This is a genomic window from Sphaerisporangium sp. TRM90804 (assembly GCF_029846175.1).
In the GTDB taxonomy this organism is placed as follows: domain Bacteria; phylum Actinomycetota; class Actinomycetes; order Streptosporangiales; family Streptosporangiaceae; genus Sphaerisporangium.
In genome coordinates this window covers 1-13,831 of the sequence record NZ_JARWAC010000043.1, presented here as the reverse complement: position 1 = coordinate 13,831, position 13,831 = coordinate 1, and the positions used below count along the sequence as shown (strand labels likewise).

Below are 13,831 nucleotides of genomic sequence, written 5' to 3'. Positions count from 1 at the left end.
ACATCATGATCATTGTGGGGGTCGACGGCTCGGAGGCCGCGCTGGAGGCGGCCCGATGGGCCGCCCGGGAGGCCGTGCTCCACGGAACCTCGCTGCATGTCGTCCATGCCATGCCGGCGTGGGCGTGCGACCCCCACGACGGACCGTACACGGAGGTCGCCCAGTGGATGCGTGACGGCGCGGACTCCCTGCTGGAAGAGGCGGTCAACCAGGCTCTGCGCGCCGAGCCCGGTGTCGAGGTGACGCGCGCGCGCCTGCCTTCCGACCCGCGGCCCGCGCTGATCCGGGCGGCGAAGGACGCCGAGCTCCTCGTGGTGGGCAATCACGGTCTCGGCGGATTCCGGGGCCTGCTTCTCGGGTCGGTGGCACTCGGCGTGTCCGGCTTCGCGCCCTGCCCGGTGGCCGTCGTCCGCGGACCGGCGCCGTCGGCCCGGTCGCACATCGTGCTGGGGGTCGACGGCGCGGAGTCGGGCGCGAACGCCGTGGAGTTCGCCTTCGCCGAGGCCGAGCGCAGAGGGGTGGAACTCCTGGTGGTCCACGGTGCCGCCGAGGCCACCGGCCCGCAGGAGCGGTGCGTCCCGGCCGAGGTCATCGAGAGCTGCAAGGATCGGCACCCGGGGACCAAGGTGATCGAACAATCCGTTCCGGGGCATCCGGTGGACGTCCTCCAGCAGGCATCCGAGGATGCCGCGTTGCTGGTCGTCGGGTCGCGTGGACGCGGCGGCTTCACCGGCCTGGTGCTCGGCTCGGTGAGTCACGCCGTTCTGCATCACGCGCGATGCCCCGTGGTGGTCGTGCCGGCACGCTACGGCGATTGACGCCACCCGCACGCGGACGAGATGGGCGTACGCCGCGTGACGAGCCCGAGCCGGGTAGCCGGTTCTCGGCGGCCGGAGTTGCGCGACCATGCGCATCGGCCCGGTCAGTGCCCCGCTGGCGCGGCCCCTCGCCGTGGGAGGGGCCGCGCCCGTGGTGTCGCGGCCGGGCCTCGCAGCCGGTTCGCCTGTCATTCAGGTCGGTGCGGTCGGTGCGGTCGGTGCGGTCGGTGCGGTCGGTGCGGTCGGTGCGGTCGGTCAGGTCGGTCAGGCGACGACGCAGGGGATGCCGTTGAGGGTGAAGGCGGTGGGTTCGGCGGTGTTGCCGGTGTGGGTGGCCTGGAAGCCGATGTCGATGGTGGCTCCGGGGGCGAGCGTGGCGTTGTGGCTGACGTTGCGGGCGCTCACCTGGCCGCTGGAGGGCGTGTAGGTGGCGTTCCAGCCCGAGGTGATGGACTGGCCGGAGGGCAGGGTGAAGACCAGCGTCCAGCCGTTGATCGCCGTGGTCCCGGTGTTGGTGATGCTGATGCCGGCCGTGAAGCCGTTGTTCCAGGCGCTCATCGTGTAGACGACCCGGGGCCCCGTCCCGGGGTCGCCGGTGGGCGTCGGGGTGGGCGTGGGGGTGGGCGTCGGGCTGGGCGAGGGACCGGGGCCGGCGCCGGTCACGAAGGTCGTCACGCTTCGAGCGGGAAGCGTGACGGTGAGGGAGCCGTTCGACATGCTGGTCGCGCCCTGGGGCGCCACGTTCCTGCTCGCGTCGGTCAGCCAGGAGGAGACGCTGCCGGACGCGGTGCTGTTCGACACGGTGAACTGCTGGCTCACCGAGGAGGTCCCCTTGTTGACGGCGACGATGACGATGGATTCCGGACCCTGGTACGCCGAGACGTAGACGTTCGAGGCCGGGTTCGCCGTCGCGTCGATCCGTACGTATCCGGGGCGGACGAACCTGGCGAAGTGCGCCATCATGGCGCCGCGCTTGCTGATCTGGCCGTCCTCACGCATGGGGCCGTAGCTGCGCCGGATGTACCACCAGATGTACGCCTGGAACTCGGCGTCGACCATGGCGCGGTGGATGTGTTCGCCCACGTCGAGCGCCTGGGGCCAGAGGTCCGCCGAATCGCTGCTGTTGGGGTGGTACACCTCGGTCATCCAGAGCTCTTTGCCCGCGCCCTTCTGCTTGAAGAGGGGGTAGGGGAAGTTCGAGAACGGCGTGCCGTAGAGGTGAGCCCCGATGATGTCGACGTTGGCGAGCGCCACGGGGTCGTTGAGGATCGGGTCCGAGATGTTCTTCAGGTACTGGAAGGACTCGGGGGCGATGACCCTGGTGCTGATCGAGCCGGCGTTCTCCTTCAGGAACCGCAGGAGTTCGGCGGGAGTCCACCACGTCCAGTCATGCGCGTAGTCGGGCTCGTTCTGTACTGATATGCCGTACAGGTTCACCCCGTTGTTCCGCATGTGCGTGGTGAAGTCGTTCAGGTGCTGGGCGTAGGCGCCGTACATGTTGTACCTGAGGCGTTTCGCGTTGGTCTGGCTGCCGCGCGTGAAGGTCTCGATCATGTTGGCGGGGGGATTCCACGGCGACGCGATGACGCTCGCCCCGAGCTCGATCGCACGCCTCGCCGTGGCCACGTCACGGCTCCAGTCCGCCTGGTTCTCGGGGACGGGGATCCTCAGCACGGAGAACCCCAGCCGGCCCTCGCCGGTGCCGAACGCCGTCTCCCGCTGGGCGGCCGTCAGATCACCGATCCACGCCGCGAAGGCCATGCCGCCGAAGCCCCGGATCGTCTGCCGCCGCGCCGACGGATTGATGACCGCCGTCGCGGCCGCGGCTCCCGGCGCCCCCACGACCGCCGCCGTGGCCGTGATGATCGGCACGGCCCCCAGCGTCGTCAGGACGTTCCTCCTGCTCAGCAGGCTTCGCTCGCCGCTCACAGTCTCATCGTGGTCTTGCGTCATGTCCTGTCCTCTTGGCTGTCGGTGCTGATCCGTGCTTTCCCGGCCCCGCTGGACCGGCCGTGCCGATCTCCGGCTTCGCGACCGGCTCTCAGACGAACCGCCAGAGGCGGTCGCTCCCGGTGCCGTCGTCGGCGAGCACGATCTGCGCGCCCTGGGCGGTGGAGCCCCCGCTGACGCCGAGGACCCGGCCGCCGTTGGCGCACTGGATGCGGAAGTAGCCGTTCGAGCCGTGGCGCAGGCGCCACCGGTGGTCGCTGGTGCCGTTGTCGGCCCACTGGACGACTCGGGAGCCGGCGGCCGTGGCGGCGTTCTCCACCCCCAGCACCTTGGCGCTGTTGGAGTTGCGCAGGCGCAGGTAGCCGCCGGTGTCGACGACGGCGGTCCACAGGTGGTCGGTGGTGCCGGTGTCGCCCCACTGGATGACCGCGCCGCCGTCGGCGGTCGACATGTCCTGCACGCCCAGCACCAGGCCGCTGGCCAGGTTCTGGATGCGCCGGGCGCCGTTGGGGACGAACCGCCACTGGTTGTCCAGGCTGCCGTTGTCGGAGTCCTGGACGGCCTGGGCGCCGTTGGCGGTGGAGCCGTTCTGGATGGCCAGCAGCTTGCCGCTGTGCACGTTGCGGATCTTGTGCGAACCGTCGCCCACGTCCACGACGGTCCAGCGGTGGTCGGCGGTGCCGTTGTCGGCCCACTGCAGGACGCGGGCGTTGTCGGCGGTGGACATGTTCTCCACCCCGAGCACCTTGCCGCTGTTGACGTTGCGGAACCGCAGGGCGTTGCCGTCCACGACCGCCTCCCAGTCGTGGTCGGCGGTGCCGCTGTCGGTCCACTGCAACGCCAGGCCGCCGTCGGCGGTGGACATGTTCTGGATGCCCAGCACCAGGCCGCTGGCCGCGTTCGCCAGCCGGAAGCTCGCGCCCCCGCCGCCGCCCTGGCCGGTGGTGCTCCAGTAGACGGTGTAGTTGTGCCCGTGCGCGTCGTAGAACGGCCCCAGGTTCACCGTCGCCGAGTTGGCGGTGGCGGTGAAGGCGAGCGCGGTGGTGCTGGTCCGGGTGATCGAACCGGTGTTGAGGGACGGCAACGCGTTCAAGGTGGTGTTGCCGTAGTTGCCCGACAGCACGACGGGGCCGTAGGTGATCGCCTGAACGTTGGGGTTGTCGTTGGCGGGCTTCATGACCACGCGCATGGGCAGGCGGACGGTGACGGTGTCGCCGGGGGCCCAGGTGCGGGTGAGGGTGGCGTAGGTGCCCGGCGTGGTGGCGACGTCCTGCTGGGCGCCGTTGACGCTGACGGTGGCGCCGCTGGTCCAGCCCGGGATGCGGATCCGCATCGTCCACGATCCCGCCGCGTTCCCGCTGACCTGCAACGTGGTGGTGTCGCTCGCCGGGAAGGACGTGGTCTGCGTGACCGTGATGCCGCGCTGGGTCCAGTTGAGCACCGACGGCATGAAGAGGTTCACCGACAGCGTCGTGCCGTTGTGGAAGTAGATGGAGTCCATCAGGTTGGTGTTGACCTCCACCCCCGACCCCTGGCAGCACCAGAACGAGTTGTAGTCGGTGCTCCAGGTGCCGCCGCCCCACGCCGGGCCCACGCCACGGCGGCCTCCGGCCCGCAGCGGCGTGAAGTACGTGATGTGCCCGTGCCCGTCGGCGGGGTTCTGCGCGCCGATGATGTGGTTGAGCAGCGCCTGCTCGTAGAAGTCGACGTACGCCACGCGGTCGGGGTCGAGCAGCCACAGCTCGCGGGTCAGTTTGAGCATGTTGTAGGTGTTGCAGTGCTCGCAGGTGTCGTTGGTCAGGTACCCGGCGATGGCGTTGGGGGCCCGGAAGTGCTCGGCCTGGCTGTTGCCGCCGATCACGTAGGTGTGCGCGCCGACGGTGATGTTCCAGGCGTTGGCGGCGATGTCGCGGTAGCGGGTCGTGCCCGTGGCCTTGTACTCGCGGGCGGCGCCGATCCACTTGGGCACCTGGGTGTTGGCGTGCAGGCCGTTGAGCCGGTCCTGGTTGGCCGCCAGCGGGTCGAACACGGAGGCGTGGTCGAACCGCCGGGCGGCGGTCAGCCAGCGCCCGTCGCCGGTCTGCTGGTACAGATCGGTCAGCACGGCGTTCATGCCGCCGAACTCGGTGCCCAGCATTGACTGCATCTGGGAGGCGCTCAGCCGGCCCGTCCGCCAGTCGACCCAGCCGGCGAACGCGAGCAGCACGTCGCGGGCCTGGGTGTTGCCGATGTGACGCCAGACGTCGAGCAGGCCGGCCAGGGTCTTGTGCACGCAGTAGTACGGCACGTTGCCGTTGTTCAGCGTGCGGGCCTCCAAGGCGGTGAAGTCCGACTCGGGGAAACCCGACAGGTAACCGGCGTTGAACCCGGCGGCGGCGTTGTTGGCCTGGCACTTGGCCAGTTCGGCGACCATCTGGTTGGCCTTGTCCCGGCAGGTGGTGTCGCCGAGCACGGCGTAGGCCTGGGCCCACGCGGTGAGGAAGTGGCCCTGCATGTGGGTGCGGAACGGGAACGTGGGAGCGTCCCATCCGCCGTTCTGGGCGGCGCCGTTGGTGGACAGCCGGTGGTTGGCCCGGAAGTTGTACAGCAGGCGGTTGACGTCGACGTACCGCAGGTACGACAGGGTGCGGTTCTGGTTATCCATCCAGCGGCTGGACGTCAGTCGCACCTGCCCGAGGTCGAACGCGTACGCCGACACCCCGATGTCGGGCCGCACGGGGGGCACGATCGCGGCCTCGGCCGCCGGAGTGCCGACGGCCTGGGCGGCCGTGGAGGCGACCACGGCGACGCCGGCGGCTTGGAACAGTTGACGGCGGCTGAGCGGTGCGGAAGACACTTGACCTCCGGAGAGACGGATAAGCTGTTAGCGCTAACATTCGGCATGCTACGAATCGGTTCGATGTTCTCGGCCGTCGGAGTCGCTCAGTGAAGGCGGGCGGTCGTGAGGGATCGCGTGAACCGCCGCGCTTCGGCGGCGCCGGGTGAAGACAGTGTCGAAACCCCTACGAAACATGTCAAGGCTGTCGCCCAGCTCCGGTCCTCACGGGAAGCCGGTCCGGAGCCGTCAGGAGGCCCGCCGACGCCGGTTCGATCAGGGGAGTGCGCCGCCAAGGCCACCTCCGGCCCTGCCGGGTCCGCGCGTCGCTCGTCCGGCGCGATTTCCCCCGCTTCTGGGATGTCGCTGAAAGTTTCAGTGCCGACGACCGTGCTTGTTACCGTTAACAGCCCTCATCGCCGTCGGACGGACGCCTCGGGCGCGGCGGGCGGGAACCCCGGCAGGGGGCAGGCGCAGGGGTGGGCGCACCGGAGGCCCCCCGGTGCGGCGGGGCGCGTCAGGGCCCCGGTGGCGCGACCGACTCGCGTTCGCGGAGCGGCATCGGGACGCGGTGAACCCCGGTCTCGCGGGCGGCGCCGGCGCGGTGGTGGCGGATCTCCGTGAAGAGCACGTCCACGGCCTTCCGGCCGAGCTCGTAGTGCGGGAGGGCGACCGTGGTGAGCTTGGGGCGCATCCACGAGGCGAGGGGGTGGTCGTCGAACGCGACCACCGAGACGTCCTCCGGGACCCGCAGGCCGTACTCGCCGAGCGCCTGGTACGCGCCGAAGGCGATGCGGTCGTTGAAACAGATCAGCGCCCGCGGGCGTCCGGCCTCAAGGATCGCGCGCGTGGCCTCCAGGCCGTACTCCGGCTGCCAGTCGGCGGAGAGAGGCGCACCGGCGATCTTGACCCCCGCCTCCTTCAGCACCTCCCGGATGCCGGCGAGCCGTTCCACGGCGGCGGCGCCGCCCGGGGGCAGGTCGCGTGCCCGGGGGCCGGCGCCGATCAGGTGGATGCCGTCGCGGTGGCCCGCCTCCAGCAGCACGCGCGCCGCCGCGCGCCCGGCCTCGACCTCGTCGGGCAGGATCGACGGCAGCGCCGCCGGCTGCCTGGACAGGGCGTTGAGCAGAACGGCGGGCGAGGCCGTGATCTCCTTGGGCACCTTGATCGTCCTGGTGTACATCGAGGCCAGGACGATGCCGTCGACCTGGCGGTCGTGCATGGCCTGCAGCAGACGCCGCTCCAGCTCCGGATCGCCCTCGGTCTCACCGATGAAGAGCATCACGCCGCGGTCCCGCGCGGCCTCCAGCGCGCCTTTGATCATGTCCCCGGCCAGCCGGGAGGTCGCGACCGTGTCGGACACGAAGCCGATCGTCCTGGTCGTGCCGGTGCGCAGCCCCACCGACACCGCGTTCGGACGGTACTGTGACTCGTCCGCCGCCTTCAGGACACGCTGCTCGACCTCCTCGGAGATCCGCATCTCCCGCCCACGGCCCGACAGGACCAGCGACGCGGTGGTGGGGGAGACGCCGGCGGCCTTGGCGACATCGGCCAGCGTGACCCGGCGTGGGCTCACCGGCGGACCTCCATTGTTCAGGTCGTATTACGAGGGCTTGACATCGGCGGAGAGCTACGGTGAGACTATCGCACCGCTAATACGATTTAGCAACCTAATCGGGACTGCTGACGCAGGTCAGGGGTCCCATTGCACGGAGGAGACGCAGATGTCGCGTCGAGTTCGCCCCCGCTGGCACACGGCCGCGCTCACGGTCGTCACAGGAGGGATGTTGGCCGCCGGCTGCGCCGCCCCCGGAAGCGACGCGCCACAGGCCGAGAACCCCACCGCGGCCGCCCCCTCGACGGCTCCGGCCTGCGGCACGGCCCCGGTCACGCTCAACGCCTACTTCGAGACCGGGTTCCCCCTGCCCAAGGCGCTCACCGCCGAGTTCTCCAAGCAGCACCCGAACGTGAAGTGGGACATCCGCGAGGATCAGTTCGCGGTGATCACGCAGAACGCCCCGCGCGTGCTCGCGGACGACCCGCCGGACCTGATGCGGCTCCCGCAGGTCTCCGAGCTGGTCAAGGACAACCTGCTGAAGAACATGGACGGCTACGCGCAGGCGTTCGGCTGGGACGAGTGGCCCGCCTCGCAGCTCCAGCAGATGCGCATGGCCCCCGGGGGCAAGACCCGGGGCGAGGGGTCGCTGTACGCGACGGGCCTCAACTTCAGCATGACCGGCGTCTTCTACAACAAGAAGCTCGCCGCCCGCATCGGGATGTCGGCCCCGCCCACCACCCTGGCGGAGCTGGACGACCTGCTGGCCAAGGCCAAGGCCGCGGGCATCGACCCGATCGCCCAGTTCAACGGCGGCGCCACCGGCGGCCTCGCGTTCCCGCTGCAGAACCTCATGGCCGCGTACGGCCCGGCGGCCCCGATCAACGACTGGATCTTCCAGAAGCCGGGCGCCACGATCGACACGCCGTCCAACCTCCAGGCCGCCCAGCACCTGGCGAAGTGGACCAAGGCCGGGTACTTCTGGAAGGACGTCAACGCCGTCGACTACGCGACGATGATGAGCCGCTTCATCGACGGCAAGGGCCTGTTCATGTTCAACGGCGACTGGGAGTCGGGCAACCTCGACAAGCAGATGGCGGGCGACGCGGGCTTCTTCCTGATGCCGTCCGCCCAGGACGGCGGCGAGCTGGCCGCGATGTCGGCCCCACTCGCGTTCGGCGTCGGCGCGCGATCAAAGAACGCCGACTGCGCGGCGTTCTTCCTCAACTGGGTGGCCACCGACTCCAAGGCCCGTGACATCACCGTGGAGGTCGGGGGCTCACACCCGATGGGCCCGGCCGACGGGCACATGCCGTCGGTGAAACCGGGAACCGTCACCGAGAGCACGCTCGCCGCCGGCGCGAAGATCGCCGAGGACAACGGCGCGATGGACTTCATCGCCAACGCCACCGGGGCGATCTACGCCAAGAGCTGGACGCCGAACCTGCAGAAGCTGGTCGCCGGGCAGCAGACCCCGGAGGGTCTGCTGAAGGCCGTGCAGAGCGACTACAAGAGCCAGGTCGGAGGGAACTGAGCCGTCATGACAGGGCCGACTCCCGACAAAGCGGTCGATCTCGCCGAGAGGCGGCCCGGTCCGACGGCCAGGACGCGCAGCCGCGTCCGGCGCGGGGGGCGCCGAGGGTCCCGCCTCATCGGCTGGCTGTTCGTCCTCCCCGCGCTGGCCTTCTACGTGGTCTTCGTGCTGCGGCCGATCACGCTGACGTTCCAGTACTCGTTGTACACGTGGAACGGCATCGGGCCGTCCACCTGGGCCGGGGCCGGCAACTACCTGAAGGTGTTCACCGATCCCGACCTCTTCCAGTCCATCCTGAACGCCGTCAAACTGATCGTGTTCTTCAGCGCGATCCCGGTCCTGCTGGGCCTCGCCATCGCCTCGGCGATCCGGCGCGTCGCCGCCAGCCGGCTCGCCCTCGTGGCGCGGACCGTCATCTTCCTGCCGCAGGTGATCCCGCTCGTCGCGGCCGGGATCGCCTGGAGCTGGCTGCTGTCCTCCACCGGAGTGATCAACCAGGTGCTCACCGCCGTCGGACTCGGCGGGGTGACGCGGGCCTGGCTGGGCGACTTCTCGACCGCCCTTCCCGCGGTCGGCGTGATCGGCGCCTGGGTGCTGCTCGGCCTGTGCACGCTCCTCCTGCTGGCGGGCATGAGCAAGATCGACCCGGCGCTCTACGAGGCCGCCCGGCTGGACGGCGCCGGGCCGCTGCGCGAGTTCGTCTCGATCACCCTGCCCAGCCTGCGGCAGGAGATCGCCGTCTGCGTGACGGTGACCGTCATCGCGGCCCTCGCCAGCTTCGACATCATCTACATCTCGACGCAGGGCGGCCCCGGCAACGCGACCATGGTTCCCGGCCTGGAGATCTACTACCTGGCCTTCTCCGAACGGCAGGTGGGCGTCGCGTCGGCGTTGGCCGTGGTGCTCATGGTGCTCGTCATCGCCGTCGCGCTCCCCATCCAATGGCTCACCAGGGACAGGTCGTCATGATCACTGCACGCCGGGAGGCGTGGACCGGAAAGCTCCTCCTCGTCCTGCTGATGGGGATCACCCTGCTGCCGTTCCTCAGCCTGTTCGTCACGGCCCTGCACCCGTCGGGCACCTATCCGCCCGGCCTGAGCTGGCCCGGCGACCCGCACTGGGGGAACTTCCTCCAGGCGTTCCAGGCGGCGCGCATGGGGGAGCTGCTGAAGTCGAGCACGCTCATCGTGCTCGGCGTGGTGCCGCTCTCGCTGGTGATCGGCACGATGGCCGGTTTCGCCATCGGCCACCTGCGGACAGCCGGGCGGAACGTTCTGTTCGTCGGGTTCGTACTCGGCCTGACGCTGCCGTTCGAGGGCATCATCACCCCGCTGTACTACCAGGTGCGGGACATGGGGCTGCTGAACACCCGGTGGGCCATCATCCTGCCGCTGATCGGGCTGTTCATGCCGTTCTCGGTGTTCTGGATGCGGGCGCACTTCGTGAACATGCCCGAGGAGCTGTCGGAGAGCGCGCGGATCGACGGGGCGAACGTGTGGCAGCTCTTCTGGCGGATCCACGTGCCGCTGGCCATGCCGGCGATCTCGTCCCTGGCCATCCTGCTGTTCCTGTGGACCTGGAACCAGTTCCTCCTGGCGATCGTGCTGGTGGACGACCCGCTGAAACGGACGATGTCCGGCGCCCTGGGCGCCTTCCAGGGACAGTGGGGGACCGACATCCCGCTGCTGAGCGCGGGGTCGCTGCTCATCCTGGCCCCCACGCTCCTGATCTTCCTCGCCTTCCAGCGCCGGTTCGTCACGGCTCTGCTGCAAGGCTCCCTGAAGGGCTGATGGACGACACCGCGGTCTACGGCGCGATCGAGGCGGGCGGCACCAAGTGGGTCTGCGCGGTCGCCGGCCCCGGCGGCCGCCTGCTCGCCACCGACACGATCCCGACGACGACCCCCGCGGAGACCCTCCGGGCCGCGATCGGCTTCTTCCGGCGGCACGAGCCGTCGGCGGCGCTCGGCGTCGGCACGTTCGGGCCGGTCGACCTGCGCCGGGACTCGCCCACCTATGGCCACATCACGAAGACGCCCAAGCCGGGGTGGTCGCACACCGACGTCGTCTCGCCGCTGCGCGCCGCGCTGGGCGTCCCGGTCGCCTTGGACACCGACGTCAACGCCGCCGCGCTCGGCGAGTGGCGGCACGGCGGCGGGGCCGGGCTCGGCACGTTCGCCTACATGACGGTCGGCACCGGCATCGGGGTGGGGGCGGTGGTGCACGGCCGGCTGCTGCACGGCCTGCTGCACCCCGAGTTCGGGCACATCCGCGTGCCCCGCGATCCGGCCGACCCGTTCCCGGGGAGCTGCCCCTACCACGGGGACTGCCTGGAGGGACTCGCGTCCGGTGCGGCGATGCGCCGCAGGTGGGGGCGCCCGCCCGAAGGGCTGGACGACGCCCGGGCCTGGGAGCTCGAAGCGGGCTATCTGGCCCTGGCCGTCGTCAACCTGATGTACGCGCTGTCGCCCCAGCGCGTCATCGTGGGCGGCGGCATCGCCAAGCGCCCCGGCCTGCTCGCCCGGGTGCGGGAACGTGTGGCGGACCTCGCGGCCGGGTACCCGGCCGCGCCGGCGCTCGACGACTACCTGGTCGCGCCGTCCCTCGGCGACCGCGCCGGCGTCCTCGGCGCGGTCGAGCTGGCACGGGAGGCGCCGGGGGACGCCGACGAGCACGCCTGAAGGACCTTCGCCCGGTTCGTAAGATCCCTTCGGCGCTCGCCGCCCGGCGGGGAGGGGCATGACCCGTCCGCCCGTGCTGGGCGAGTGGCACCCCGTGACGGCACCGAAACGGCGCGACGGCGCCGCGACGGACTCGCCGGACGGGCGGACGGGGGCAGGTGGGGCCCGACGGGCCTTGTGTTAGCGCTAACACAAGGCCCGTCGGGCGTTTCCCCTCTCGACGGAGGTCGTGGTGGTGGAGCGGACGTCGGGCCCGGGCGGGGGCCGGGGAGCCGGAGCGCGAAGGCGACGGGAACCGTCGCGCGTCACGCGCGCCCCCGGCCGGGCCGGTGGAGGTCGTCCGGGGGTGCGGTGTGACGGCGGGCCGGCCGGAGTGCGGTCTACCCGTTCCAGGTCCATCTCTGGGTGGCCTGGCCGTTGCAGGTGGCGATGGTCACCGCGGCGGTGTTGCCGGTGCCGGTGGCGTTGAGGCACAGGTTGTTGGCCACGCTGGTGACGGTGCCGTTGGAGTTGCGGTTCCACTGCTGGTTGGAGTTGCCGTGGCAGTCCCACAGCTGCACCCGGGTGCCGGAGCCGGCGCCGGTCGGGGAGTCCAGGCACTTGCCGAGGATCTGCAGCTGCCTGCCCGAGGTGTAGGCGAACCGCTGGTTGGGGTCGCTGTGGCAGTCGTAGACCTGCAGCAGGGTGCCGTTGGAGCTGCCGCTGTAGGGGGAGTCCGCACACCGCCCGGCTCCCTCGTTACGCAGCCGGAACGTCGCGCCCGGCGTGGGGGTGACGGTGGGGGTCGGCGTGGGGGAGGGGGTGCCCGGGTCCAGGCTGCCGGGCACGGAGCGCAGGGCGTTGTACCAGACGGCGGCCATCTTGTTGTAGCCGCCGGCGTTGGGGTGGATGCCGTCGGCGAGGTCGGCGCTGGTCAGGGCGTTGTACATGTCGACCAGGTGCACGCGGCGGCCGGCGTTGGCCCGGGTCTGCACGATGCCGGGGATGGCGGCGTTGAACGAGCGGACGGTGTTGGCGGCGCCCGGCAGCGGAATGATCGTGGCCACGAACACCTCGGTGCCGGGCGAGGTGTTCGTGATGCGGTCGATCAGGGCGGCCAGCCGGTTGGCGGCGCCGCCGGGGTCGTTCGACCACATGTCGTTGGTGCCGATGTGCAGCAGGACCGTGCGCGGGGTGTAGCGCTGGAGCCAGCCGACGATGTTGGCGTCGATCTGGTCGATGCGCCACCCCGAATGGCCCTCGTGGTCGTGGTCGCCCAGCGAGGCCGGGCCGTTGAACCCCGACCCGACGAAGTCCACCGTGTATCCGCCGGCCACCAGCCTCTGCCACAGATCGATGCGGTAACCACCCGGCACGTTGTAGCCGTCGGTGATGGAGTCACCCAGCGGCATCACCCGCACCCCGCCGTTGGACTCCGCGCCGGCGACGCTGGTCTGTATCACCACACCGAGCGCGGCCATGGTCACGGCTAGAAGCGTCGCGGTGAACCATCGTCTCCACCTACGCATGCTTACCTCTCCGGCAGATTGAAGCGGACGCCACTCACGGCCCTTTGTTAGCGATAACAATTTCCATCAAGGCGGACGAACGGTGTCGGTCGCTGGTAGAGCCGATACGGGCCGTCGGGTCCCGTTCTCTTCTCCGACGAGCATCGCGGCGGTAGAGCGGAGCAAATATCAGGCGGCGAGACGACGTCAAGAGCGTCACGCCTCACGGTGCCGAGGGAGCCGCCGGCGATTCGCCCACCTGCGACTCCATGGGCCGCCCTATCCGCCGCGCCGGGAGCGCGAGATGAAAATTTCACCGCCGCGCCTCAGCCGGGCGAGCGGGCCGAGGCTCGCGGAGGGCCCCGGAGGCGTCGGGGCCAGGTGGTGGAAGGGGGGGCTGCCGAACGGTGACGGAACTCCCGGGCCCGCCCTCCGGAGCCGGCACGCCTCACGGCGGGGGTGCCGCGGGCCCTGGGCCCCGCACCCCCGCCGTGAGGCTCATGGGACTACGCCGTCGTGCAGGTCGCGCCGTTGAGGGTGAAGCTCGCGGGGGAACTGTTGGTGCCGCTGTAGGTGCCCTGGAAGCCGAAGCTCAGCTGGGCGCCGGGGGCGACGTTGCCGTTGTAGGCGACGTTGCGCGCGGTGACCTGGGTGCCGGACTGGGTGACGGTGGCGTTCCAGGCGCTGGTGACCTGCTGGTTGCCGGGCCACGTCCAGGTGGAGGTCCAGCCGGCGATCGCGGTGGAGCCGGTGTTGGTGATGGTGACGGCGGCGGTGAAGCCGTTGTTCCACGTGTTGGGGGTGTAGGTGACGCGGCACGCGCCGCCGAAGGTGGGAGTCGGGGTCGGGGTGACGGTCGGGGTGACGGTCGGGGTCGGGGTGACCGTCGGGGTGGGGGTGGGGTTGGTGCCGGTCAGGCCGAAGAACTGGACGGCGATGGCGGCCATGCCGCTGGAGGGGAGGTTGTGGCCGGCGCCTTGGATGCTGTAGGC

General features: G+C 70.6%; 10 protein-coding genes. 5 read left to right on the top strand and 5 right to left on the bottom strand.

Annotated elements, in window-relative coordinates:
• The first annotated feature begins 5 nt into the window (after nt 1-5).
• Entirely contained in the window at nt 6-818 is an 813-nt protein-coding gene (locus PYR91_RS35745; RefSeq protein WP_279787351.1) for a universal stress protein, read from the top strand.
• Between the two features lie 264 nt (nt 819-1,082).
• Here PYR91_RS35745 and PYR91_RS35740 read toward each other — a convergent pair whose 3' ends face one another.
• The 3 genes from PYR91_RS35740 to PYR91_RS35730 all read right to left on the bottom strand — a co-directional run bounded on the left by PYR91_RS35740 (nt 1,083) and on the right by PYR91_RS35730 (nt 7,159).
• Nucleotides 1,083-2,747 (bottom strand): cellulose binding domain-containing protein, encoded by a 1,665-nt coding sequence (locus tag PYR91_RS35740; RefSeq protein WP_279787348.1) that lies wholly within the window; start codon nt 2,745-2,747, stop codon nt 1,083-1,085.
• Nucleotides 2,748-2,859: 112 nt separating this feature from the next.
• Complete coding sequence (locus PYR91_RS35735) at nt 2,860-5,604, bottom strand: beta-L-arabinofuranosidase domain-containing protein (RefSeq protein WP_279787346.1); 2,745 nt, start codon at nt 5,602-5,604, stop codon at nt 2,860-2,862.
• A gap of 496 nt (nt 5,605-6,100) precedes the next feature.
• Complete coding sequence (locus PYR91_RS35730) at nt 6,101-7,159, bottom strand: LacI family DNA-binding transcriptional regulator (RefSeq protein WP_279787344.1); 1,059 nt, start codon at nt 7,157-7,159, stop codon at nt 6,101-6,103.
• Nucleotides 7,160-7,307: 148 nt separating this feature from the next.
• Between PYR91_RS35730 and PYR91_RS35725 the strand changes: the two genes are divergently transcribed.
• Genes PYR91_RS35725 through PYR91_RS35710 form a run of 4 tightly spaced genes read left to right on the top strand, consistent with a single transcriptional unit; the run spans nt 7,308 to nt 11,352 of the window.
• Nucleotides 7,308-8,672 carry an extracellular solute-binding protein gene (locus PYR91_RS35725; RefSeq protein ID WP_279787343.1) on the top strand — a complete coding sequence of 455 codons (1,365 nt, stop codon included), beginning with the start codon at nt 7,308-7,310 and terminating at the stop codon, nt 8,670-8,672.
• Between the two features lie 6 nt (nt 8,673-8,678).
• On the top strand, nt 8,679-9,641 hold the full coding sequence (locus PYR91_RS35720; protein ID WP_279787341.1) for a sugar ABC transporter permease: 963 nt from the start codon (nt 8,679-8,681) through the stop codon (nt 9,639-9,641).
• Complete coding sequence (locus tag PYR91_RS35715) at nt 9,638-10,462, top strand: carbohydrate ABC transporter permease (RefSeq protein ID WP_279787339.1); 825 nt, start codon at nt 9,638-9,640, stop codon at nt 10,460-10,462. Before PYR91_RS35720 ends, PYR91_RS35715 begins: the two co-directional genes overlap by 4 nt.
• Complete coding sequence (locus PYR91_RS35710) at nt 10,462-11,352, top strand: ROK family protein (protein ID WP_279787338.1); 891 nt, start codon at nt 10,462-10,464, stop codon at nt 11,350-11,352. Before PYR91_RS35715 ends, PYR91_RS35710 begins: the two co-directional genes overlap by 1 nt.
• Before the next feature lie 380 nt (nt 11,353-11,732).
• On the opposite strand, the gene PYR91_RS35705 is transcribed toward PYR91_RS35710, so the two are convergent.
• Nucleotides 11,733-12,812 (bottom strand): ricin-type beta-trefoil lectin domain protein, encoded by a 1,080-nt coding sequence (locus PYR91_RS35705; RefSeq protein WP_279787381.1) that lies wholly within the window; start codon nt 12,810-12,812, stop codon nt 11,733-11,735.
• Nucleotides 12,813-13,345: 533 nt separating this feature from the next.
• Nucleotides 13,346-13,831, bottom strand: a 486-nt coding sequence (locus PYR91_RS35700; RefSeq protein ID WP_279787336.1) for a cellulose binding domain-containing protein, incomplete at its 5' end; no start/stop codon positions are given.